Origin of the sequence: Pantoea sp. BL1, from assembly GCF_000963985.1 — a bacterium.
Taxonomy (GTDB): domain Bacteria; phylum Pseudomonadota; class Gammaproteobacteria; order Enterobacterales; family Enterobacteriaceae; genus Pantoea; species Pantoea rwandensis_B.
Map to the genome: position 1 here is coordinate 1 of NZ_JZRH01000061.1, position 22173 is coordinate 22173.

Annotated in this window: 26 protein-coding genes; 13 read left to right on the forward strand and 13 right to left on the reverse strand. The window is 53.7% G+C overall.

All coding sequences use genetic code 11. The features are described 5' to 3' along the window. The first annotated feature begins 149 nt into the window (after positions 1-149). Both VH86_RS22690 and gstA read left to right on the forward strand, forming a co-directional pair. Positions 150-1058 carry a LysR family transcriptional regulator gene (locus VH86_RS22690; RefSeq protein WP_045834196.1) on the forward strand — a complete coding sequence of 303 codons (909 nt, stop codon included), beginning with the start codon at positions 150-152 and terminating at the stop codon, positions 1056-1058. Between the two features lie 74 nt (positions 1059-1132). Beyond that, on the forward strand, positions 1133-1738 hold the full coding sequence (gstA, locus tag VH86_RS22695; RefSeq protein WP_197079560.1) for a glutathione transferase GstA: 606 nt from the start codon (positions 1133-1135) through the stop codon (positions 1736-1738). Between the two features lie 88 nt (positions 1739-1826). Here gstA and pdxY read toward each other — a convergent pair whose 3' ends face one another. The 5 genes from pdxY to anmK all read right to left on the reverse strand — a co-directional run bounded on the left by pdxY (position 1827) and on the right by anmK (position 6288). Next, entirely contained in the window at positions 1827-2687 is an 861-nt protein-coding gene (gene pdxY, locus VH86_RS22700) for a pyridoxal kinase PdxY (RefSeq protein WP_045834197.1), read from the reverse strand. A 54-nt stretch (positions 2688-2741) separates the two neighbouring features. Further along, on the reverse strand, positions 2742-4016 hold the full coding sequence (gene tyrS / locus VH86_RS22705) for a tyrosine--tRNA ligase (protein WP_045813988.1): 1275 nt from the start codon (positions 4014-4016) through the stop codon (positions 2742-2744). A gap of 139 nt (positions 4017-4155) precedes the next feature. Then, a complete protein-coding gene (pdxH, locus tag VH86_RS22710) occupies positions 4156-4812 on the reverse strand; it encodes a pyridoxamine 5'-phosphate oxidase (protein WP_045834198.1) in 657 nt (218 codons plus the stop codon). Between the two features lie 14 nt (positions 4813-4826). Next, the gene (locus VH86_RS22715) at positions 4827-5156 is read right to left on the reverse strand and encodes an MliC family protein (protein WP_038647260.1); all 330 of its coding nucleotides are present in this window, start codon (positions 5154-5156) and stop codon (positions 4827-4829) included. Between the two features lie 10 nt (positions 5157-5166). After that, positions 5167-6288, reverse strand: coding sequence for an anhydro-N-acetylmuramic acid kinase (gene anmK / locus VH86_RS22720; RefSeq protein WP_045834199.1), 1122 nt, complete (start codon positions 6286-6288; stop codon positions 5167-5169). Between the two features lie 285 nt (positions 6289-6573). Between anmK and slyB the strand changes: the two genes are divergently transcribed. Next, positions 6574-7041: an outer membrane lipoprotein SlyB gene (gene slyB / locus VH86_RS22725; RefSeq protein ID WP_034821586.1), complete on the forward strand. Its 468-nt coding sequence runs from the start codon at positions 6574-6576 to the stop codon at positions 7039-7041. Positions 7042-7082: 41 nt separating this feature from the next. On the opposite strand, the gene slyA is transcribed toward slyB, so the two are convergent. Then, entirely contained in the window at positions 7083-7520 is a 438-nt protein-coding gene (gene slyA, locus VH86_RS22730) for a transcriptional regulator SlyA (RefSeq protein WP_034821588.1), read from the reverse strand. A gap of 152 nt (positions 7521-7672) precedes the next feature. Here slyA and VH86_RS22735 point away from each other — a divergent pair, with 152 nt between their 5' ends. The 3 genes from VH86_RS22735 to VH86_RS22745 are packed head-to-tail and all read left to right on the forward strand — an operon-like array spanning position 7673 to position 10781. Beyond that, the gene (locus tag VH86_RS22735; protein ID WP_038647264.1) at positions 7673-7909 is read left to right on the forward strand and encodes a DUF1656 domain-containing protein; all 237 of its coding nucleotides are present in this window, start codon (positions 7673-7675) and stop codon (positions 7907-7909) included. A 6-nt stretch (positions 7910-7915) separates the two neighbouring features. Next, positions 7916-8773, forward strand: coding sequence for an HlyD family secretion protein (locus tag VH86_RS22740; protein WP_038647266.1), 858 nt, complete (start codon positions 7916-7918; stop codon positions 8771-8773). Positions 8774-8780: 7 nt separating this feature from the next. Next, entirely contained in the window at positions 8781-10781 is a 2001-nt protein-coding gene (locus tag VH86_RS22745; protein ID WP_045834200.1) for an FUSC family protein, read from the forward strand. Here VH86_RS22745 and VH86_RS22750 read toward each other — a convergent pair whose 3' ends face one another. The 4 genes from VH86_RS22750 to VH86_RS22765 form a co-directional block, all read right to left on the reverse strand. Further along, positions 10782-11249, reverse strand: a complete 468-nt coding sequence (locus tag VH86_RS22750; RefSeq protein ID WP_038647270.1) for a hypothetical protein — start codon at positions 11247-11249, stop codon at positions 10782-10784. Positions 11250-11383: 134 nt separating this feature from the next. After that, complete coding sequence (sodC, locus tag VH86_RS22755) at positions 11384-11902, reverse strand: superoxide dismutase family protein (RefSeq protein ID WP_045834201.1); 519 nt, start codon at positions 11900-11902, stop codon at positions 11384-11386. Between the two features lie 81 nt (positions 11903-11983). Beyond that, entirely contained in the window at positions 11984-12880 is an 897-nt protein-coding gene (locus VH86_RS22760) for an aldo/keto reductase family oxidoreductase (protein WP_045834202.1), read from the reverse strand. Positions 12881-12945: 65 nt separating this feature from the next. Continuing rightward, a complete protein-coding gene (locus VH86_RS22765) occupies positions 12946-13185 on the reverse strand; it encodes a DUF1289 domain-containing protein (RefSeq protein WP_034821614.1) in 240 nt (79 codons plus the stop codon). A gap of 227 nt (positions 13186-13412) precedes the next feature. Here VH86_RS22765 and eptA point away from each other — a divergent pair, with 227 nt between their 5' ends. From eptA to rnt, 5 genes are all read left to right on the forward strand, one after another. Further along, positions 13413-15050 carry a phosphoethanolamine transferase EptA gene (gene eptA / locus VH86_RS22770; RefSeq protein WP_045834203.1) on the forward strand — a complete coding sequence of 546 codons (1638 nt, stop codon included), beginning with the start codon at positions 13413-13415 and terminating at the stop codon, positions 15048-15050. 39 nt (positions 15051-15089) lie between these two features. Next, entirely contained in the window at positions 15090-15686 is a 597-nt protein-coding gene (locus VH86_RS22775; RefSeq protein ID WP_038647277.1) for a TetR/AcrR family transcriptional regulator, read from the forward strand. A 50-nt stretch (positions 15687-15736) separates the two neighbouring features. Continuing rightward, positions 15737-16834, forward strand: a complete 1098-nt coding sequence (locus VH86_RS22780) for an alkene reductase (RefSeq protein ID WP_038647280.1) — start codon at positions 15737-15739, stop codon at positions 16832-16834. Between the two features lie 109 nt (positions 16835-16943). Continuing rightward, positions 16944-17351 carry a lactoylglutathione lyase gene (gloA, locus tag VH86_RS22785; protein WP_034821634.1) on the forward strand — a complete coding sequence of 136 codons (408 nt, stop codon included), beginning with the start codon at positions 16944-16946 and terminating at the stop codon, positions 17349-17351. A 108-nt stretch (positions 17352-17459) separates the two neighbouring features. Beyond that, positions 17460-18128 carry a ribonuclease T gene (rnt, locus tag VH86_RS22790; protein WP_045813980.1) on the forward strand — a complete coding sequence of 223 codons (669 nt, stop codon included), beginning with the start codon at positions 17460-17462 and terminating at the stop codon, positions 18126-18128. A gap of 107 nt (positions 18129-18235) precedes the next feature. Here the strand turns inward: rnt and VH86_RS22795 are convergent, their stop codons facing one another. Further along, a complete protein-coding gene (locus VH86_RS22795; protein ID WP_197079559.1) occupies positions 18236-18571 on the reverse strand; it encodes a Grx4 family monothiol glutaredoxin in 336 nt (111 codons plus the stop codon). A gap of 364 nt (positions 18572-18935) precedes the next feature. Between VH86_RS22795 and VH86_RS22800 the strand changes: the two genes are divergently transcribed. Further along, entirely contained in the window at positions 18936-19721 is a 786-nt protein-coding gene (locus VH86_RS22800) for a C40 family peptidase (protein WP_045834204.1), read from the forward strand. A gap of 88 nt (positions 19722-19809) precedes the next feature. Here VH86_RS22800 and VH86_RS25810 read toward each other — a convergent pair whose 3' ends face one another. Further along, on the reverse strand, positions 19810-19899 hold the full coding sequence (locus tag VH86_RS25810) for a YnhF family membrane protein (protein ID WP_097119278.1): 90 nt from the start codon (positions 19897-19899) through the stop codon (positions 19810-19812). A gap of 273 nt (positions 19900-20172) precedes the next feature. Here VH86_RS25810 and purR point away from each other — a divergent pair, with 273 nt between their 5' ends. Then, entirely contained in the window at positions 20173-21198 is a 1026-nt protein-coding gene (gene purR / locus VH86_RS22805; RefSeq protein ID WP_038647288.1) for an HTH-type transcriptional repressor PurR, read from the forward strand. Here the strand turns inward: purR and punR are convergent. Beyond that, a complete protein-coding gene (gene punR, locus VH86_RS22810; protein WP_045834205.1) occupies positions 21195-22106 on the reverse strand; it encodes a DNA-binding transcriptional activator PunR in 912 nt (303 codons plus the stop codon). The two genes, purR and punR, sit on opposite strands and share 4 nt — an antisense overlap. Positions 22107-22173 lie beyond the last annotated feature (67 nt).

Sequence of the window (22173 nt, forward strand, 5' to 3'; positions counted from 1 at the left end):
ACTGACTGGCATTAGGGCCAACGCCCGGCTTTTTTATTTCCTGTAACGCATTTCTTTCCCTCGCTTTAACGTTTCCTGCGGTCAGTGCTTCGCTTTTCATCCCATAACCCGCATGATGACGGCTTCTTGTTAAGCAAGCGGTCATCGTCATGGATCGATTCGAAGAACTTCAGGTGTTTGTCGCAGTGATTCAGCAAGGCAGCCTGGCGGGCGCCGCACGTCTGTTACAACGATCCCCACCGGTGATTACCCGCACATTAAGCGCACTTGAATCCCGTCTCGGCACCACCCTGATAGAGCGCACGACACGACAGCTGGCACCCACAGAAGCGGGCTGGCGTCTGTTCGAACAGGCGCGACAGTTATTAAGTGATTACCACAGCGCACTGGACAGCGCGCATCACAGCGGCTTACAAGGACTCCTGCGCATTACCGCCCCCGTGCCATTCGGCCGCCTTCACATCATGCCGCTGGTGAATGCCTTCTTACAGCAACATCCCGAGATGCAGATTGAAGTGGTGTTGAGCGACAGCTATCAGGATTTAATTGAAAATGGCCTGGATATCGCCCTGCGCATCGGCGAACTGCAGGACTCCTCGATGGTGGCACGTAAGGTGGGCAGCGTACGTTCTACCCTGGTGGCCAGTCCCGATTATTTACAACGCGCCGGGGCCCCCTCACATCCCAGTGAACTCACTCAGCATGCAGTGATCACCAGCCTGCGGCACACGCGAGAATGGCGCTTTGCCCAGGACTTGCGCGTGCGGATCCTGCCGCGATTGCGCGTCAACGACATTGAAAGCCAGCTGGAAACGCTGCGCGGCGGCCAGGGGATTGGCCGTTTGCTGTCATATCAGGTGCTGGGAGATCTACGCGAGGGCAGACTGATCCACTTATTACCCGAGTGGGAACCTGCACCGCTACCGGTGCAACTGGTGACTCAGCGGGTGAAAAATATGACGCCGAAAGTACGACAGTTCTGGGAATTTGCGCTTGAACAGCTGCCTTCGCTACCCTGCTTCGTTGCAGATAAGCTAAAGGCAGCGCCGGATTCCTGATCACTGTCACTGGTATTTTTATTTAGCAGTTTTATGCTGTTTCGATCACAACCACACTTCCAGGAGAAGCCATGATGAAACTCTATTGCAAGCCCGGTGCCTGTTCGCTGTCACCGCATATTGTTGCGCGTGAATGCGGGTTGGACTTTACCCAGGTCAATGTTGACCTGCAGAAAAAGGTCACCGAGCAGGGAGACGATTACTGGCAGATTAACCCCAAAGGACAGGTTCCTGCGCTGCAATTTGATGACGGCAGTTTGTTAACCGAAGGCGTTGCTATTGTGCAGTATCTGGCGGATCTGAAGCCAGACCGCAATCTGCTGGCACCCACCGGCAGCCTGACGCGCTACCACACCATTGAATGGCTGAGCTTTGTCAGCAGTGAACTGCATAAAACCTTCTCACCGCTGTTCCGTCCGGATACCCCGGAAGAGTACAAAGCCATTGTGCGGGCGCAGTTAGAGAAGAAATATCAGGTTGTGAATGAAGCGCTGCAAGACAAGCAGTGGTTGATGGGTCTGCGTTATACCGTGGCCGATGTCTATCTGTTTGTGGTTACACGTTGGGCAAAAGCCATCAAGCTGGATCTGAGCGGGTTAGCCGCGCTGGAAGCCTGGTTCAACCGTGTGGCAGAACGTCCAGCGGTGCAAGCGGCGTTGAAAGCGGAAGGTTTGGTTTAACAATAGACAGGCGCACCCTGTGCGCCTGTTATTCATGCTGTCAGCAGGCAACCGGGTGGTCGCCCGCTTGATCTGCGCGGTGTATGCTTTACAGCTTCTCGGCGGCAAAGTGCTGAGTCGGTTGCGCAATCGCGTCCTGTGCCGCGACCAGTTGCAACTCGTACTCGCCCATCTCATGGGTTTTCAGCATCACTTCATAAACCGCTGCGGTAACGTGCTCCAGCGCATCCTGCAACGATTTGCCGTGCAATAGATCGACCAGCAGTATACCACTGGTTAAATCGCCCACGCCCACCGGCTGACGGACGCCAAAGTCCACCAGCGGACGGCTGATGTGCCAGCACTCATCAGCGGTGACCAGCAGCATTTCAAACCGATCGCTGCGACGACCAGCACGCGCCAGATGCTTCACCAGCACCACTTTCGGCCCTTGCGCCACTAACGCGCGTGCCGCCACTACCGCCTGCTCAACATTTGCCACTTCATGGCCACTGAGCATTTCCAGCTCCAGCAGATTCGGTGCGATGATATCGCTGGCCGGCATCGCCATCTTGCAATGGAATTCCGCGACGCCAGGCGCCACGATGCAGCCCTTCTCGGGATGGCCCATCACCGGATCGCAGAAGAACCAGGCGTTCGGGTTGGCGGCTTTCACCTGACGCACGATCTCCAGAATCTGCTCGCCCTGCTCCGCAGACCCTAAATAACCGCTCAGCACCGCATCACAGGTCTTCAGACGGTCAATCGCCGCAATGCCTTTGACGATGTCGGTGAGATGCGTGGCAGGCATTACAGTGCCGGTCCAGTGACCATATTGCGTGTGATTGGAGAACTGTACGGTGTTCAACGGCCAAACGTTTGCGCCCATACGACGCATCGGGAATTCGGCGGCGCTGTTACCGGCGTGGCCGTAAACCACATGTGATTGGATTGCGAGGATATTTTTCATTATTGCCCTGTACTGCCTTGCCATAAAAAAGGGCCGGAAACCGGCCCTCGAACCTTACTGCCAGTTAATCAGGCAGTAGTGTTTTTTACCGCGACGCAACAGCGTGAAGCGACCAAACAGTTTGTCGCTGTCGCTGAAACGATACTCGGCGTCAGATTGTTTTTCACCGTTGAGAGACACGGCGTTGGAACCGATCATGGTGCGAGCCTGACCGCGCGAAGGCACCAGCTCAGCCGCCACCAACGCCTGTTGCAGGTCATCTTCTGCATTCAGATTGATCACCGGCATACCGTCCTGCGCCAGCTGTTCGAAGTCCGCTTCAGTCATCTCGGTCAGGCTGCCGGAGAACAGGCTGTCGGTAATACGCTTAGCAGCTGTCAGACCGGCTTCACCGTGCACCAGACGCGTCACCTGCTCTGCCAGCACATACTGCGCGCGTGGCGCTTTACCGCTGTTCTTGTCTTCCTCTTCCAGCGCATTGATCTCTTCAATGCTCATAAAGGTGAAGAACTTCAGGAAGCGATAGACGTCAGCATCTGCGGTATTAATCCAGAACTGGTAGAACTTGTATGGGCTGGTTTTCTTCGCATCGAGCCACACTGCGCCACCTTCGGTTTTACCGAATTTGGTGCCATCAGATTTGGTGATCAGCGGAACGGTCAAGCCCCATGCCTGCTGCTGATGCAGACGGCGCGTCAGATCGATACCTGACGTGATGTTGCCCCACTGGTCGGAACCGCCAATCTGCAGCACCACATCGTGACGCTTGTTCAGTTCCGCAAAGTCGTAACCCTGCAGCAGGTTGTAGGAGAACTCGGTGTAAGAAATGCCCTGATCTTCACGGTTCAGACGCTGTTTCACCGCTTCGCGGTTGATCATCTGGTTCACCGAGAAGTGCTTACCGATGTCACGCAGGAAGGTCAGCACGTTCATGCCGCCAAACCAGTCGTAGTTGTTCGCTGCGATAGCACTATTATCGCCGCAGTCGAAGCTGAGGAAAGGCGCAACCTGGTTGCGGATCTTCTCAACCCATTCGCCCACGGTATCAGCGGTGTTGAGTTTACGTTCTGCTGCTTTAAAGCTGGGATCGCCAATCAGACCGGTGGCACCACCCACCAGCGCGACCGGCTTGTGTCCGGCGTCCTGAAAACGTTTCAGGCAGAGCAGCGGCACCAGATGGCCCAAATGCAAGCTATCAGCGGTCGGATCGAAGCCGCAATAGAGTGCAATTGGCCCTTGCGCCAGTCGCTCTGCTAACGCTTCCTCGTCCGTTACCTGGGCGACTAAGCCCCTTTCTTGCAATTGTTGTATCAGGTTACTGCTGGTCATCACTGACTCCAAATTGATCAGACTGCACCTAGGCTGGTACACAGCTTTCCGCTGAGATGCGGATACGAAAAAAATGAGGGCTATAGCATAAAGCGCTGACGCCAACTGCGCCAGCGTTGAAAGGGGGTAAAACGCAGTTTTACGGCGCTAAACGGTCAATCGTCCAGCCGTTGCCTTCACGTTGGTAGAGGAAGCGATCGTGCAGGCGATGTTCGCCGCCCTGCCAGAACTCCACGGTGTGGAATTTAACGCGATATCCGCCCCAGAAACTGGGTAAAGGCACTTCACCCTGCTGGAATTTCTGCTTCAGCTCGAGGAATTTGCCTTCCAGCACGCCGCGCGCCGAAATTCGGCTCGACTGCTTTGACACCCAGGCGCCGATCTGGCTATCACGTGGGCGGCTGCTAAAGTATTTCAGCACTTCCAGTGGCGACAGTTTTTCCACTTCCCCTAACACCATCACCTGGCGCTCAAGAAAGTGCCATGGGAAGTGCAGCGAGATGCGCGGATTGTCCGCCAACTGCAGCGCTTTGCGGCTGCCCAGATTGGTGTAAAACACCATGCCTTGTTCATCGTAATGTTTCAGCAACACAATACGCTGATAAGGCTGGCCGCTGCTGTCAACGGTGGCGACGGTCATTGCTGTTGGATCGGGCAGTTGGGCATCGCACGCCTGCTTGAGCCAATGTTCAAACAACGCCAGCGGATTGTCTGGCAGATCGTTACGTCTAAGCCCGCCGCGCGTGTACTCACGACGTAAATGGGCAATGTTTTGCAAGCTGTCACTGTCGCTCATGCTGATTCTCTTCGTTACTGGGCGGACGCATCCGCATTTTGCAATTCACAGTCATTAATCACGATTTTGTCATTACGCTCAACAAAAGCGCCATTGCCTTTAGACCAGAAGACATAAGTGCCGTCGCTGTAACGCGCGCCCGAGGCCGATACGGTTTGGGTTAAGGTGAGCGGTTTACCATCCAGAATAAAGCTAACCTGCTGCTTCGGATTGTCGAGTGTCACCGTTAACGGTAACGTGCCGCACTGATAGCGCAATGTCTGTGGTGTCGGCTGCTCTTTGTGCATCATGCCGCAGCCACTCATCGTGACGACACAGCTCAACAGGATAACGATTTTTTTCATCTTTCACTCCTTAACGTGTCAATCGGGCATTCGCCGGATAAATGGCACCCAATACACTCATTTCCCGTGCACCGGTGACGGCAGGCAAATTGCCTGGCAAACCGGACAAGGTGCGAAACGCCAGCCAGGCGAAGGCCAACGCTTCCATATCATCACCACTGATCCCGGCGTCATCCGTCGTCCCCACTTCTGTTCCCGGCAAATGCGCCGCCAGCCGTGCCATCAGCAATGGGTTGCGACTGCCGCCACCACACACCAGCAGGCGATCGCAGCCATCATTGAGCTGAACTTGCTGGGCAATGGTCAGGGCGGTGAGTTCACTGAGTGTGGCCTGCACATCCTGCGGTGCCAGCGCCGGGAAACGCTGCAATTGACGTTCAACCCAGCCGAGATTGAAATATTCACGACCGGTACTTTTCGGTGGCGGCAGCGCGAACCAGGGATCGTTAAGCATTTCATCCAGCAATGCAGGCACGATCTGACCACTGCGCGCCCAGTTGGCATCTTTATCATAGGGCAAGCCCTGATGGCGCCAAATCCAGGCATCAATCAGCATATTGCCAGGCCCGGTATCAAACCCACGCACCGGCTGGCCGGGAATCAACAATGACAGATTGGCAATACCGCCAATGTTGAGCACCATACGCCGTTCAACGCTGTCCATCAGCAGCGCCTGATGGAACGCGGGAACCAGTGGCGCGCCTTGTCCGCCTAAGGCCATGTCGCGACGACGAAAATCGGCCACCACGGTAATCCCCGTGGCTGCGGCGATTTGATTGCTGTCCCCAATCTGTAGCGTATTCGGGGCGTCGCTTTGCGGCTCATGCCACACGGTCTGCCCATGGCAACCGATGGCCATGATGTCATTGGCTTCCAGCGATTGCTGCTGCATCAGCGTTAACACCGCTTCTGCAAACAGTTTACCTAGCCGGGTATCCAACTGACCCAGTTGCGACAGGGTCAGCGATTGACCCTGACAGATCGCCAGCACCTGTTGACGAATTTCCTGCGGCATGGGGTGGCAATAGCTGGCCTGCTGCGCCACCATATGCTCATCAATGACCGCCAGTACGACATCTACCCCGTCGAGGCTGGTGCCGGACATCACACCAATATAGCGTCCTGATTTCATAGCGGTTCCTTACCCACGCGCGAGTCTGCAATATGATTCTGTTTAGCCTGGCAAATATCAGCGGCTAATTCTATGATAAAATTCCGCTTTTCAACCGCTCAGCACACGGCATTTCAGCGATAAAATATTTTCAGCACGAAATTGAATTTTTGTTGAGGGGCAATGGTCTATCCTTCGCCTCAGCCGCGTATTATTTGGACATAGAGTCAATTGCCAGCTTTCTGTCTTATACTCTTGCTGTAGAGGACGAGAACATGGCGTTTTTTTGCATTAAGGAGCTTTCTGATGATTAAGCGTTTTGTAGCCGTGGCACTGACCGGCCTGACGCTGGCAGGTTGTGTCAGCAATGACACCCTTTCCGGTGATGTGTATAGCGCCAATGAAGCCAAACAAGTACAAAGTGTCTCATACGGTACTCTGGTGTCGGTTCGCCCGGTTAAAATCCAGGGTGGCGATGAAAATAACGTGATTGGCGCGATTGGTGGTGCGGTACTGGGTGGTTTCCTCGGTAACACCATTGGTGGCGGTACCGGTCGTAGTCTGGCTACGGCAGGTGGTGCAGTACTCGGCGGCGTAGCAGGCCAGGGCGTGCAGGGTGCGGTCAACAAGTCTGACGGTGTTGAGTTGGAAATCCGTAAAGACGATGGCAACACCATCATGGTGGTGCAGAAGCAGGCCGCAACCCGTTACTCAGTGGGTCAACGCGTCGTCATGGCGTCGAATGGCAGCCAGGTGACCGTTTCACCACGCTAAGCGAACAGATAAAAAAAACCGACGCCAGCGCGTCGGTTTTTTTATTTCTCGCGGTTCTGGAACTCGAGAATGTTTTTTTCCAGTCGAGCAATCAGCGTAACCATTTGATTAATCTCTTCGAGGCTGATGCCTGAAAGGATGTCATCGCGGGTAGCATCAATCACATTTTCAACCTGCTCGATAATCGGCTCGGCCTGCTTCGTCAGCTTAATGCGTTTGGCACGACGGTCGTTAGCGCAGGTGGCACGCGTAATTAATCCCTTCTCTTCCAACTGATCCAGCGTACGCACTAATGAAGGTTGTTCAATACCAATGGCTTTTGCCAGCTGGATTTGCGACTGCTCTGGCGGAAGTTGATGAATATTGTGTAACGTCACCCAATGCGTTTGTGTCAACTCAAGCGGCTTCAAACGCTGGTCAATCAAGGCACGCCAGATGCGTACCAGCCGAGACAGGTCTGTACCGAGGGGCGTATCCATTTCATCTCCTTATAATTAGCTTGCTAGCTATCAAGCCAGATTTTACACTATTCTGCGAGTTTACAGGACAAATTACAAATCCCAGGCCAGACGGCACGCTCTCTTCTACGCTAGTTTGAGAGAGAACCTGGGACAATGAAGGATGAAGACACGTGTCCATTACCGCACTTTCCGCCACTGCTCCGCTAACCGACCTGGTATTCGGTGCCTCGCTGTTCTTTCCGCCGCTGTTTAAAGCTGTGCTGCTGGGATTCTTTTTCTGGTTACTGATTCACCCCTTGCTGCGCGGCTGGATGTATTCCGGCGACATCTGGCATCCCACCTTGATGGATCTTTCCCTGTTTGTTTTGTGCGTCACGGGCGCACTGTGGATACTGAGCCTCGGATAAATCACCATGAAATTCAACCCTTTTAAATATTTTTCAACGTTGGTGGTGTTTGCCCTGGCCCTGATTGCCGGCTGGTGGATGTGGAACTACTACATGCAATCACCGTGGACGCGTGATGGGAAAGTACGCGCGGAGCTGGTGGATATCACTCCTGAAGTCTCAGGACGCATCATTGATCTGAAGGTACAAGACAACCAGTTTGTACATAAAGGTGACACCTTACTGAAGATTGATCCGGTTCCCTGGCAAATCGCCCTCGATAATGCGGATGCCCAGTTGGCGAAGGCCCAATCCGATTTGGCTAAAGCTCAACATGAGGCCAATCGCCGTGCCAGCCTGCCACGTAATGTGATCTCAGCAGAAGATATGGACGCGGCGCGACTGACGGCGAACGCCGCCGCAGCCACCGCTAAAGCTGCGCAGGCGAGTCTGGATCAGGCGCGCTGGAATCTGCAACAAACCACCCTGACCGCGCCCACCGACGGTTGGATCAGCAACCTGACGCTGCGTCCCGGTAACTACGCCACCGCCGGAACGCCGCTGTTCGCACTGGTGGATAGTCACTCCTACTATGTGATGGGCTACTTCGAAGAGACCAAACTGCGTCACATTCAGCCCGGCGCAGACGCGCAAATCGTGCTTTACAGCAACGGTGCTCGCTTGCAGGGCAAAGTCGAGAGCATCGGGCGCGCCATCTACGATCAGAGCGTTGCGACGGACAGCGGATTAGTACCGGACATTAAACCCAATGTGCCGTGGGTGCGTCTGGCCCAGCGCGTGCCGGTGCGCATTCGATTAGCGGCTATACCGGATGATGTTCCGCTGGTGGCGGGTACCACCTGCACGATTTCCATCGCGCATTGAGGCCGCCATGAATTTGCAATGGCTGGCCTGGCAAAATCTGCCGTGGATTAAAGCAACCGGCGGCCAATGGCGTTATGCCTTGCGTAATGCGATTGCGATGTGCCTGGCACTGACGATCGCGTACGCGCTGCAACTGGATGAACCTTATTGGGCGATGACGTCCGCTGCCGTGGTGAGTTTCCCGACCGTGGGCGGGGCGATCAGTAAAAGCCTGGGCCGAATTGTGGGCAGCCTGCTCGGTGCCACTGCCGCACTGCTGATTGCCGGGCATACGCTCAACGAGCCCTGGTTGTTTGCCTTTTTCATGGCCGGCTGGCTGGCGTTTTGTACCTGGATCGCCAACCACTATCAAAACAACGTTGCGTACGCCTTCTCACTGGCCGGGTACACGGCTGCAATTATCGCCTTCAGCAGCGTGAACATTACCGATGTCACCCAGTTGTGGGATATCACTCAGGCGCGCGTTTGCGAGGTGATTTCAGGGATTCTTTGTGCCGGGCTGATGATGATGGTGTTGCCCAGTACATCAGATGGCAATACCTTGATGACTTCACTGCGGCAAATGCACGCCCGTCTGCTCGATCATGCGGTGTTACTGTTGCAGCAAAGCAGTACTGACAACGTACGCACCGCACATGAGAATGTTATCAGCCAGATTCTTACCATGAACCTATTGCGTATTCAGGCATTCTGGAGCCACTACCGCTATCGCCGTCAGAACAACGTGCTTAATTACGTTTTGCACCAGCAGTTACGGTTGACCAGTGTCCTCTCCAGTCTGCGCCGCATGCTGCTTAACTGGCCGGACGCGCCCCCGGAACTCTACACCGCCATTCAGCAGTTGTTACATGAACTGGCATTACCGCAGTGTGATAAATATCGCCTGGCGCGGATATTGCGCAGCGTGACACCAGAAGCCACCGGCGATTATCGTCAGCGCGCCTTTGTTCAGCGTCTGCGCTACTTCTGTTGGGTTTACCTCAACGTCAATCGCTGGATACGTTTGATTGAACGCGCTGATGCCGATACACGCTTTCAACCCCCGAAAGTGCCCTCACTGGCACGTGAAAGTGACAGCGCCGAGGCCGGCTGGAGTGCGTTGCGCACTTTCAGCGTCATCATGCTGGGCTGCGCATTCTGGATTGGCACGCAATGGGATGCAGGCGCGGCAGCATTAACGCTGACGGCCATTGCCTGCGTGCTTTACTCTTCCGCACCCTCTCCCAGCGGCAGCGTATCACTGCTGCTGAAAACCCTGTTGTGGCTGTCGCTGTTCAGTTTTTTATTACAATACGGGTTGATGGTGCAGATCAGCGCTCTGTGGCAATTTCTGCTGGTGCTGTTTCCGCTGCTGATGACCTTGCAACTGTTTAAGCTACAGCAGAAAAAACGCGCGGGAATGTGGGGGCAATTTATTGTTTTTATGGGTTCCTTTATTGCCGTCACCAATCCGCCAGACTGGGATTATCAAAGCTTCCTCAATGATAACCTGGCAAAAGTGTGTGGCGTACTGCTGGCATGGATGGCTTTTCAGATACTGCGTCCCAGCTCCGATGCACGCCGCAGCCGTCGGCATATTCGCGCGTTACGTGATGCGTTTCTGGACCAGCTGCGACGACATCCTCGCAGGAGCGAAAGCCACTTTGAATCGCAGATTTATCATCACATCAGTCAGTTGAGCAATAGTCGTGATGAACAGGCGCGTGTCTGGCTGCTGCGCTGGGGCGTGGTATTGCTCAACTGTTCTCACATCGTTTGGCAATTACGCGAATGGCGACCCGCTTCAGGCACTCTGGCGCAAATGCGCGATAGTAGCTTGCAGGATTTACAACGGATTATGAGCCTGCGCGGCGTGCGCCACACCTCGTTGCAGGCCACGCTCGATGAGCTGGAGGGTATGATTGCGCAACTTGAGCAGCAGCCTGATAGCGAGGCCAATACACTGGCGGGCATTTTATGGCGTCTGCGCTGCTCATTGGCGCAACTGAGTCAGGCGGTGCCGGATTGATTACTGGCAATACTGCGTGGTCTGACGGTTAAAATCATCCTGCAGCTGCTGCAAGGTTTTGTGCCCTTCAAAACGGGTTTTATCTTGCTCGGTCATCGGCTCAATCACCAGGTATCGCTCTTCATACGAATAGATAAAGCGACGATCGAGAAACGTACCGGTGAAGCTTTTGCCGCGGATTGAGCCACACACGGTGGTTAACGAACGATGAAAAAATTCGGTGTGCAGGAAATTGGTTTCAGTGGCACTGCGCAACACATTCTGACAACCCTGCGCCTGTAAACGCTCAAGCGTGTGCGGGGTCAGCCATTCCCGACCGCGGGCGATATCTTCGCAACTTGCACGCAGTGGGTTGGTGTCAATGGTGCGCTGTAACTGGCGGCTGGTATCTAATCTCAACTGCGTTTCGTTGGGTTGATCACATCCCGCGAGTAATACACATAACAGCAAAATCCCACGCGTTTTCATTCCTGCCCCTGAGAGGTTCTATTCCTGAATCAACATCCTAGGACGGATATCGCGCGGAGTGAAGCGGGAAAGTGGGTCAGAATTTTTCCGGCATTGAAAAGAGGCAGACGGCAGATGGCCTGCCGTCCAGAACGTTAAATCACACCGCAGGCAAATCGGGCACCGCCTCCGCCTAACGGTTGTGGATGGTCAGCATGATTATCGCCACCCACATGGACCATCAATGCCTTACCTTTGACTTCGCTCAGCGATTTAATTCGTGGCGCAACCACGGGATAATCGGCCTTGCCATCATCAGTGACATACAGGGCAGGCAGATCGCCCAAATGGCCATCGGCGTAAGGTCCAAGATGTTTACCGGTATTTTGTGGATCCAGATGCCCACCCGCTGCGCCGGCCGCAACGGTTTTGCCATCCGATTGCCCTGGCTCACAGCTGCCTTTGGCATGCACATGGAAACCGTGGATACCCGGTTTAAGGCCCGTCAGCGCGGGAGCAAACTGCAAACCATACGGCGTTTCACTGATAGTGACTTTACCAATGGCTGGCCCGATACCCTGTGCGGTGACCTCATGCAAGGTCACCTCTTCAGAGGCGGCCTGTGCCCCAGCAGCACAAACCAACGCCAGCGTGGCGATGAGGATTTTCTTCATAACGTCTCCTTACGGTTGAAATGCTTTGTAAGCCTGGACCGGAATGGACCAGGCTGCCGTAATTTGACGTAGTTTTACGCTTCAGGGCACATCAAAACCGATCGCCGCTTTGCGAATGCGGAACCACTGCTGACGGTCAAGCGTGAGTTGGCAAGCACCTGCCGCTTCGCTGACGCGCGTGGTTTTACCGGATCCGATGATGGGCAATGGCCGGCTTGGCAATTTCATCACCCACGCGTACACCACCTGTTCAATGCTACTCGCGCCGATTTCCTGTTTTACCCGCTCAAGCTCATCACGCAGCGGCTGATATTGCGCATCGTTAAACAGGCGCCCGCCCCCTAAACATGACCAGGCCATTGGGCGGATACGCACCTGCTGGCATTGATCGAGCGTGCCATCGAGCAACGTTGATTGCTCCAATGGCGAGATTTCCAGTTGGTTAGTGACCAGGCTGAACGGCAAACGTGATTGCAACAGCGTAAACTGGGAGGCAGTAAAGTTCGATACCCCAAAATGACGCACTTTGCCGCTCTGATGCAGTGCCATAAAGGCTTCGGCAATTTCATCTGCATCCATTAACGGGTCCGGACGATGGATCAGCAGCAGATCGAGATAATCGGTGTTGAAGTAACGCAGCGAATTTTCTGCGCTGTGCAAGATGTGGCTGGCCTCGGTGATGTAATGGCCGATTTTATGTTCAGGCTTAGCACGCGTCGCAATGCCGCACTTGGTGACAATCTGCAGTTTTTCACGTAGCCCGGGCGCCTGGCGCAGCGCATCACCAAAGGCGGCTTCACAACCATAGTTACCATAGATATCCGCGTGATCGACCGTGGTGATGCCCAACGACAGATGATGCTCGATAAAAGCGACCAACCGCTGCGGCGTCATGCCCCACTCCAGCAGACGCCAGTATCCGACGATCAACGGTGAGAATTGAGGTCCCTGCGGGGCGATAGTTTGCGGTTGTAACATCGGTTAACTCCCTTGAACACGAAAGCGAATCTGGGAGTATAACGGAAAGGCAAATCATCGTTTTCTTAAAACAGGGAGGGTTGTTCCGGATCATGATTTTCATCGACTTTTTGTTGTCGGTGCAGGCGCAACCAACGCTGGCGACAAAGCCGTAGCACATCGCGTTTTTGCGCATCGGTAAACTTCATCCAGTTAAAACGCTCCTCTCGGCTTCGCAGGCAGCCACGACAGTAGCCCCGTGCGTCACTCTGGCAAATGCCGCGACACGGGCTGGGAACAGGGAAGAACTCTAATTGCTCGGCCACATCCACTCCGGTTTAACAACAAGCTTCATATTGATAACAGCATAGTGACATTGTGCAAAGCGTATACGCAGTTCGCCCACATTTCATCCAGCCATTGCCACGGAAACGGATATTTACCATTGAAGCCAGCGCAGAAACCTTTGGTTGGGTACTGTTTAATAAGCGTTAAGGTTTTCCTCATGTTGTATTCATACGATTGTCACATTCCATCCAGCCATTGAGTTTTCATGAAATTCCCGAACAAGTTACAGTGCCACACCAGCAGTTTTAATCTGATTGCCGCCCTGTTTTTTACCTTCGTGCTCAACGCCCTGTTTCTGCTACGCGCATGGGAAATTATCCCTTACGATCGCCTGCACGATTATCTGTTTGCGGCCAGCATTCCGGTGGTTTTGGCCTCAGCTTTCTATCTGATTTTCTCACTGCTGGCATGGCCCTATGCGCGCAAGCCGCTGCTGATTCTATTGGTGCTGGTCAGCGCCGCCGCTAACTACTTTATGCACAGTTTCGGCACGGTGATCGACACCAACATGATTGAAAACGTGTTTGAATCGGATGCTCAGGAGGCCGGTGCGCTGATCAGCAGCAGCTACGTGGTGTGGATGATTTTGATGGGGTTGGTGCCCGTCGCCGCCATCTGCATGGTGCGGATTAAAACCGGACAACGCTGGTGGTGGAGCCTGCTGCAACGTTTGGCCGGGGCGTTGGGCGCCATTCTGCTGATTCTGCTGATGGCGGTGCTGTTCTACAAAGATTACGCCTCGCTCATTCGTAACAATAAAGGGCTGGTGAAGATGATCACCCCAGCCAATATCGTCAGCGGTACCGGTCATTACGTCGATCAGCGTTATCTGCAAGGCAGCCAGGCGCTGGTCAAAATTGGCCAGGATGCCAAAAAAGGCCCGCTGATCGCGGCTGAACCGAAGAAAACGCTGGTGGTATTGGTGGTAGGCGAAACCGGACGTGCTGAGAACTTTTCTCTTGGCGGCTATGCACGTGAAACCAACCCTGAGCTGAAAAAGCAGCAGGTTATCTACTATCCCGATGCCAGTTCGTGTGGCACGGAAACGGCCATCTCCGTACCCTGCATGTTCTCTAACATGCCGCGTGAACATTATGATGCCAATCTGGCCCATCACCAGGAAGGCGTACTCGATATTCTGGCACATGCCGGGGTGAGCGTGCTGTGGCGTGAAAACGATGGCGGTTGTAAAGGTGCCTGCGATCGCGTGCCGCACACGGATATGACGCAGTGGAATTTGTCGCAATATTGTCACGATGGTTTCTGTCTGGATGATGTTCTGCTGCATCGTTTTGATCACTACGTGGACAGCCTGCACAATGACGGGATTATCGTTTTGCATCAAATGGGCAGCCATGGCCCGGCCTATTATCAGCGCTATCCGGCAGAATTTCGTCGCTTCACGCCTACCTGCGATAGCAACCAGATTCAGGATTGCGATCATCAGGCGCTGGTAAACACCTATGACAACTCTTTGCTGTATACCGACGATATGGTGAGCCGCACCATTGATAAACTCAAAGCATTAAGCGATCGCTTTAACGTCGCATTGGTGTATCTCTCGGATCACGGTGAATCATTGGGTGAACATGGTATGTATCTTCACGGTGCGCCCTATCTGTTTGCCCCTTCACAGCAGACGCACATCCCACTGCTGATGTGGATGTCACCCGGCTATGCGTCGGCGTTCCACATTAATGAGTCCTGTTTACGCCAGCAGGCTGCGAGTGAAAAAGTGTCGCAAGACAATCTTTTCCATACGGTTTTGGGCATGTTCAACATCCAGACACAAGAGTACCAACCGCAACTGGACATGATCAGATCGTGCCAAAATGCCGGATAAGGTTTGCATTAGACCGACTGGTCTAATACTGTGTGACCCATGAACAAGACTGTGCAACGCAACGAAACCCGTGAACATCTGCTCGCTACTGGCGAGCAGGTTTGTCTGCAACGCGGTTTTACCGGAATGGGGCTCAGCGAAATGCTGGCGCTGGCGGAAGTGCCAAAAGGCTCGTTTTATCACTACTTCCGCTCCAAAGAAGCTTTTGGCGTCGCGTTGCTGGAGCGCTATTTCGTTCACTATCTGCAACAGATTGAACAGCAGTTAAGTCAGCCGGGGTTATCGGCACGGGAACGTTTGCTGGCGCACTTCCGCTATGGCGCAACGCTGTTTATCGAGCAGGGTCATATAGTAGGCTGCCTCGGCGTCAAGTTATCAGCGGAAGTGTGTGATTTGTCAGAGCCGATGCGCGATGCGTTACAACACGGTGCCAGCGCGACTATCGCAATTTACGCCCGCTGTCTGAGTGAGGTCGCTGCTGAACAGGCGCTACCTTACGGACAAACGCCCGAGCAACTGGCCCAGCGCTGTTATTTATTATGGCTGGGTGCCAGTTTACAAAGCAAAATTTCACGAGAGCCAGGGCCGATAAGCCTGGCACTTGAAACCATTGAACAGTGGCTGAATGGCCACTGATTTTTAAAAACCGCAGTTTCTAGACGACCGGTCTACTTACAGGAGTCATCATGGCGAGTAAACAGCTGTTCTCCCCACTTAAAGTGGGCGCGATTACCGTACCTAACCGTGTCTTCATGGCACCGCTGACGCGTCTGCGCAGCATCGAGCCCGGCGACATTCCTACTCCGCTGATGGCGGAATATTATCAGCAGCGCGCCAGCGCCGGTCTGATCATTACTGAAGCAACGCAGATCTCTTTCCAGGCGAAAGGTTATGCTGGCGCACCGGGTTTGCATACTCAGCAGCAAATCGCCGCGTGGAAAGTGATCAACGAAAGCATTCACGCCGCGAAGGGGCACAGCGCGGTGCAACTGTGGCACACCGGCCGCATTTCGCACAACAGCGTTCAGCCTGAAGGCAAAGCGCCCGTAGCGCCTTCAGCTATTGCTGCCGGAACTCGTACTTCACTGCGCGCTGAAGATGGCACCGTTTACCGTGAAGACACCTCACTGCCACGTGAACTGAGCGTGGCAGAAATTCAGCAGATCGTTAAAGATTTCGGCCAGGCGGCAGCGAACGCGCGTGAAGCCGATTTCGACCTGCTGGAACTGCATTCTGCCCACGGCTACCTGATGCACCAGTTCCTGGCGCCGGGTTCTAACCAGCGTACCGATGAATACGGCGGCTCGATCGAGAAGCGTGGTCGTTTTGCGCTGGAAGTGGTGGATGCGGCGATTGCGAACTGGTCTGCCGATCGTATCGGCATCCGTATTTCGCCAATTGGTGCCTTCCAGAATCTGGAAAATGGTGCAGACGAAGAAGCAGCAGCGCTGTGGTACATCTCCGAACTGGGGCAGCGTGGCCTGGCGTATCTGCACCTTTCCGAACCAGACTGGGCCGGTGGCCAGCCTTACAGCGATGCTTTCCGTGCTAAAGTTCGTGCGCTGTTCCCGGGCGTGATCATCGGTGCGGGTGCATACACCGTTGAAAAAGCCGACGACCTGATTGCGCGCGGCTTGATCGATGCTGTGGCCTTTGGTCGCGACTTTATTGCTAACCCGGATTTGGTTGAGCGTCTGCAGCAAGACGCACCGCTGAATCCACAGCGCCCGGAAAGCTTCTACGGCGGCGGCGCTGAGGGCTATACGGATTACCCAACCCTGTAAGAACCAGGCTGCCGCACCGGATGTGCGGCAGTGCTGTTTCTTCAGGGCATTAACTGGCTATACTTGCTAGTCTTTGTCATTCCCTGATGACTTTTCAAAAGAGGATGTTATGCGTTTACTTCACACCATGTTACGCGTTGGCGATCTGCAACGTTCTATCGATTTTTATACTCGTGTGCTGGGCATGCGCGTACTGCGTCAAAGCGAAAACACCGAATACAAATACACCCTGGCTTTCGTGGGTTACACCGAAGAGAGTGAAGGCGCGGTGATCGAATTGACCTACAACTGGGGCGTTGATAAGTATGACCTCGGCAATGCTTATGGCCATATTGCGCTGGGCGTCGATAACGTTGCAGAGACCTGTGAACGTATCCGCAGTGTCGGTGGCAACGTAACGCGTGAAGCCGGTCCGGTTAAAGGCGGCACCACCATCATTGCTTTTGTTGAAGATCCCGATGGTTACAAAATCGAGCTGATCGAAAACAAACACGCTGGTCACGGCCTCGGTCATTGATGCCGTTAGTCAGTCTGCTAATTTGCAGGCTGACTTCCCTCTCCTGCTGCACCCTCCCGTAATTTTTGCCATAATGCGCGCTGCCCCATTTCTTGCTATGAGATCCTGATGTCTGAATCGAACGCCTTAAACGCTCTTCATCAACGCTTCCGTGGTTTTTATCCTGTGGTTATTGACGTCGAAACTGCCGGCTTTAACGCGCAAACCGATGCACTGCTGGAAATTGCAGCGACCACGCTTAAGATGGATGAGGACGGTTGGTTACACCGTGATGAAACCCTGCACTTTCACGTTGAGCCGTTCGAAGGCGCGATCCTCAATCCTGCGGCACTGGCGTTTACGGGCATCGATCCCTCCAACCCTTTACGTGGTGCGGTAAGCGAGTACGAGGCGCTGCATGCCATTTTCAAGATGGTACGTAAAGGCACCAAAGATCATGGCTGCAATCGCGCGATTATCGTGGCGCACAATGCCACCTTCGATTTGAATTTTGTGATGGCAGCGGCCGAACGCGCCAGCCTGAAGCGAAATCCCTTCCACCCTTTTGCGACCTTTGATACTGCAGCACTGAGCGGCTTAGTATTGGGACAGACCGTGCTGGCGAAAGCCTGTAAAGCGGCAGGAATGGAGTTTGACAGCACACAGGCGCACTCGGCGCTCTACGACACTGAACAAACAGCCACGCTGTTCTGTGAGCTGGTCAATCGCTGGAAACGTTTGGGAGGTTGGCCACTGGCTTTCAGTGAAGAACAGACGGAAGACGACGCCTCTGCCTGATGGGCTTGATTGGCTGATTGGCTGATTGGCTGATTGGCTGATTGGCTGATTGGCTGATTGAACGATAGATTTTCAAAGAAAAGGCCGACATTTGTCGGCCTTCGCAATTATTCCGCTTCTTTATACTTCTCAGCGGTTTCTTTTACCAGCGGCTGCAATTCGCCACGCTGGAACATCTCAACGATGATGTCGCAACCGCCCACCAGCTCACCATCGACCCACAGCTGCGGGAAGGTTGGCCAGTTAGCGAATTTCGGCATTTCAGCGCGGATATCCGGGTTCTGCAGGATATCAACATACGCGAAGCGCTCACCACAGGCAGAAAGCGCCTGCACAGCCTGTGCAGAGAAACCGCAGCTTGGCAGTTTCGGGGAACCTTTCATGTATAACAGAATCGGGTTTTCTGCGATCTGGCGCTGAATTTTTTCAACAGTACTCATTATTGCCTTCCTTAATCCTTCACTTCGTGTTTGTTTATTGTAGCGACTTCAGCCCCACACTGAAAACGGGATTTTGCGTTACCGACCGGCTGATCGCCATGTTTGTTAAGTGCAAACAGGATAGATAACATTTTCCTATCATTAATAAGCATGAACAAATTAATAATTAGCAATAATTTCGCTGCGTTAAACAGCTGAAATCGCTCAATTTAGCGACATTATCTGCCTGGTAACAGATTAATGGAAAAAGGCCTTACCTTTTGGAAAAAAAGTGGATTAGAATTGCTTCGGCGCTGATCGTTGATCAGATTTCTCTTACTCTGCCGCAGCCTGCTTTTTGCCAGACTGCTTAACCTGTAACCGGACTATGCGTTTACTGATTACGCTTTTCATACTGGCCTTTGCCCAACTGTTCTTTAACGTGGCTTCTGCTTCCCAGCATGCCCCGATTAATGCCAGTTTGCATAACGCCGAGAAAAAAAGTGCGCGCGAAGATGAGCGCCGCAAGCGACGCCCGGTTAAAACAACGGCTAAAAAGTCTCGCCTGACTACCGTGCAGAAGCTCAAGCTGAAAAAGCAGAGTAAAACCGAAACCGCCTTAAACAAATCCAGCCGCAAAAAATCCCTGCTGAAGTCGCCATTGAAAAAGTATGGCCATCAACGTCTCGCGAAAAAGTCCCCTGATGTGGACGATGAAGTTCAGGGACTCACCGGTATCAAGATGAGCAAATCCCACCGCCTGCGCTACCAAAAGGCACGCGAAACCGCGATGACGAAGTTGATGGGACAACTGGGCAAGCCTTACCAGTGGGGGGGCACCTCACCTCATACCGGTTTCGATTGCAGTGGTTTAGTGTGGTACGCGTATAAGGATTTGGTGAAATACAAATTCCCGCGCACGGCGAATGAGATGTATCACCTGCACGATGCCGCACCTATTAAGCGTGAGATGCTGGAGAAAGGGGATTTGGTATTCTTCCGCATCAATAATCGCGGGACTGCCGATCATGTGGGCGTTTACCTCGGCAACGGTAAATTCATCCAGTCTCCACGCACCGGTAAAGACATTCAAATTAGTGCATTAGGCGAAGACTACTGGCAGAAACACTATGTGGGTGCGCGCCGTATGATGACACCAAAAACTATTCGCTGATTGTTGCGCAACAACATCCTGTGGCTCTCGCCACAAAAAAAGCCGGACGCTTAATCAGTGCCGGCTTTTTTTATTGATGCGTTTTGAATCAATGAAGAATGGCAGTGAAGCTAAACGCAATAATCATCAACAGTGCGCCAACCGTGGTCATTAGCGCCAGCTTTAAATCTGTACTCATCACTACTCCTTAGTCACACATTTATTAGGGTTAAAACAATTTTCGCACAGCGGTGGGCAAAAATCTCGTCTTATCCGCGTTGGCTTGCTAGAATCGCCGCCTTTCGTTGCGCAACTGATTTTGCGCATGCTGTATTTACAGCCTGCTGAAGTGATTTTCCCTGCCTGAAACGGCAGATTTGCCCCCTTTTTAGGGCGTAAAACCCTTCGCAGACGCAAACGTTTAACAATATACTTATCAGTAAGTTGCGATAAGCCGGGGAGTACCTTTTTCATGGCAACAATTAAAGATGTAGCGAAACGCGCCGGTGTATCTACTACCACCGTTTCGCATGTCATCAACAAAACGCGTTTTGTCGCAGAGGAAACGCGTAACGCCGTATGGGAAGCGATCAAAGAGCTGCACTATTCGCCGAGCGCCGTTGCGCGCAGTTTGAAGGTGAATCACACCAAAACGCTGGGACTGTTGGCCACCTCCAGTGAAGCGCCCTATTTTGCCGAAATTATTGAAGCCGTTGAGAACCACTGTTTCGAACGCGGCTATACCTTGATTCTGGGCAATGCGCACAACGATTTACAAAAGCAGCGCGCTTATCTTTCGATGATGGCGCAAAAGCGTGTGGATGGGCTGTTAGTCATGTGCTCCGAGTATCCTGACGATTTGCTGCAGATGCTGGAAGAGAACCGCAATATCCCGATGGTGGTCATGGACTGGGGTGCCTCTCGCGGCGACTTCACCGATACCGTGCAGGATAACGCCTTCCACGGCGGTTATCTGGCGGGTCGTTACCTGATTGAGCGCGGCCACCGTGATATTGGTGCCATTCCGGGCCAAATGGAGCGCAACACCGGCGGGGGGCGCCATGCGGGCTTCCTGCAGGCGATGAGCGAAGCCGGTGTGACCGTGCGGCCGGAATGGGTAGTTCAGGGCGACTTCGAGCCAGAATCGGGTTATCAGGCGATGCAGCAGATCCTTAATCAGAAACAGCGTCCGACCGCCGTGTTCTGTGGTGGCGATATTATGGCGATGGGCGCGATTTGTGCCGCCGATGAGATGGGGCTGCGCGTGCCGCAGGATATCTCCGTTATTGGCTATGATAACGTGCGCAACGCGCGCTATTTCACCCCGGCGCTGACCACGGTCCACCAGCCGAAGGCTCAGTTGGGCGAGAAAGCACTGGAAATGTTACTGGATCGTATCACCAGCAAACGCGAAGAGCCGCAAACCATAGAAGTGCAACCAACATTGATTGAGCGGCGCTCTGTGGCGGACGGTCCATTCCGCGACTACCGCCGTTAATGCTGATTTTCGCTGAGCCATTCGTGGTTCAGCGTTTCAGCATCGCCGAGATAGGCGAGTAACCACTCCAGCGCGGGTGACGCGCGCTGTTCTGACCAGCTGACGCAGCAGGGGCTTTCCGGAAACGACTGCGGCAGTGATAACTCCACCAGCGCGCCATTGTCGAGTAAAGGTCGCGCGAGGTGGCCTGGCACCATGCCCACGCACAATCCCGCCTGCAAACAGTCCATTCCCGTTTCCCACTCTGGCACCACCAAACGCCGCTGATTATCCAATGTCCAGGTCATGCGTCGTGGTAATGCGCGAGAGGTATCTTCCAATACCAGCGATGGCCAGGCACGCAGCGCTTCTTCATTAAGTTCAGCATGCGCGGCCAGAGGATGGTCGGGACTGACCACACAACGCCAGTTAAGGGCACCCATGTCCTGAAACGCAAAACGTCCGCCTACAGGGATCGCCTGAGTGGCGCCAATCGCCACATCGACCCGCCCGTCCGCTAAGGCATCCCATACACCGTTAAATACCTCGTAGCTGATAATCAATTCCATATCAGGGAAATGACGGTAAAAGTCCTTTACCAGTTGCCGGGTACGCTGTGGTTTTACAATGCAATCCACGGCAATACTGAGCTGTCCGCGCCAGCCATTCGCCAGTTGCTGGCACTGCCTGCGGGTTGCCAGCATTTTTTTGATAACAGATCGCCCTTCCCGCACAAAATGCTCGCCTGCAGGGGTTAAAACCACCTCACGGTGCTGACGCTCAAACAACGGAACGGCCAACCAGGTTTCCAGCTGACGCACCGTGTAGCTGACGGCAGAGGGCACGCGATGCAACTCCTGGGCCGCAGCACTAAAACTGCCATTGCGCGCGACAGCGTCCACCACTTCCAGCGCATATTCAGACCACATATTTCTGCCTTCAAAAATTTTAACAGCACTGCGCAAATATTAGCGTTTCACAAAGAATGACGCACTC

Coding starts and splice junctions, on each gene's coding strand:
- VH86_RS22690 (WP_045834196.1), top strand. CDS start 150: ATGGATCGATTCGAAGAACTTCAGGTGTTTGTCGCAGTGATTCAGCAA.
- gstA (WP_197079560.1), top strand. CDS start 1,133: ATGAAACTCTATTGCAAGCCCGGTGCCTGTTCGCTGTCACCGCATATT.
- pdxY (WP_045834197.1), bottom strand. CDS start 2,687: ATGAAAAATATCCTCGCAATCCAATCACATGTGGTTTACGGCCACGCC.
- tyrS (WP_045813988.1), bottom strand. CDS start 4,016: ATGACCAGCAGTAACCTGATACAACAATTGCAAGAAAGGGGCTTAGTC.
- pdxH (WP_045834198.1), bottom strand. CDS start 4,812: ATGAGCGACAGTGACAGCTTGCAAAACATTGCCCATTTACGTCGTGAG.
- VH86_RS22715 (WP_038647260.1), bottom strand. CDS start 5,156: ATGAAAAAAATCGTTATCCTGTTGAGCTGTGTCGTCACGATGAGTGGC.
- anmK (WP_045834199.1), bottom strand. CDS start 6,288: ATGAAATCAGGACGCTATATTGGTGTGATGTCCGGCACCAGCCTCGAC.
- slyB (WP_034821586.1), top strand. CDS start 6,574: ATGATTAAGCGTTTTGTAGCCGTGGCACTGACCGGCCTGACGCTGGCA.
- slyA (WP_034821588.1), bottom strand. CDS start 7,520: ATGGATACGCCCCTCGGTACAGACCTGTCTCGGCTGGTACGCATCTGG.
- VH86_RS22740 (WP_038647266.1), top strand. CDS start 7,916: ATGAAATTCAACCCTTTTAAATATTTTTCAACGTTGGTGGTGTTTGCC.
- VH86_RS22745 (WP_045834200.1), top strand. CDS start 8,781: ATGAATTTGCAATGGCTGGCCTGGCAAAATCTGCCGTGGATTAAAGCA.
- VH86_RS22750 (WP_038647270.1), bottom strand. CDS start 11,249: ATGAAAACGCGTGGGATTTTGCTGTTATGTGTATTACTCGCGGGATGT.
- sodC (WP_045834201.1), bottom strand. CDS start 11,902: ATGAAGAAAATCCTCATCGCCACGCTGGCGTTGGTTTGTGCTGCTGGG.
- VH86_RS22760 (WP_045834202.1), bottom strand. CDS start 12,880: ATGTTACAACCGCAAACTATCGCCCCGCAGGGACCTCAATTCTCACCG.
- eptA (WP_045834203.1), top strand. CDS start 13,413: ATGAAATTCCCGAACAAGTTACAGTGCCACACCAGCAGTTTTAATCTG.
- VH86_RS22775 (WP_038647277.1), top strand. CDS start 15,090: ATGAACAAGACTGTGCAACGCAACGAAACCCGTGAACATCTGCTCGCT.
- VH86_RS22780 (WP_038647280.1), top strand. CDS start 15,737: ATGGCGAGTAAACAGCTGTTCTCCCCACTTAAAGTGGGCGCGATTACC.
- gloA (WP_034821634.1), top strand. CDS start 16,944: ATGCGTTTACTTCACACCATGTTACGCGTTGGCGATCTGCAACGTTCT.
- rnt (WP_045813980.1), top strand. CDS start 17,460: ATGTCTGAATCGAACGCCTTAAACGCTCTTCATCAACGCTTCCGTGGT.
- VH86_RS22800 (WP_045834204.1), top strand. CDS start 18,936: ATGCGTTTACTGATTACGCTTTTCATACTGGCCTTTGCCCAACTGTTC.
- VH86_RS25810 (WP_097119278.1), bottom strand. CDS start 19,899: ATGAGTACAGATTTAAAGCTGGCGCTAATGACCACGGTTGGCGCACTG.
- purR (WP_038647288.1), top strand. CDS start 20,173: ATGGCAACAATTAAAGATGTAGCGAAACGCGCCGGTGTATCTACTACC.
- punR (WP_045834205.1), bottom strand. CDS start 22,106: ATGTGGTCTGAATATGCGCTGGAAGTGGTGGACGCTGTCGCGCGCAAT.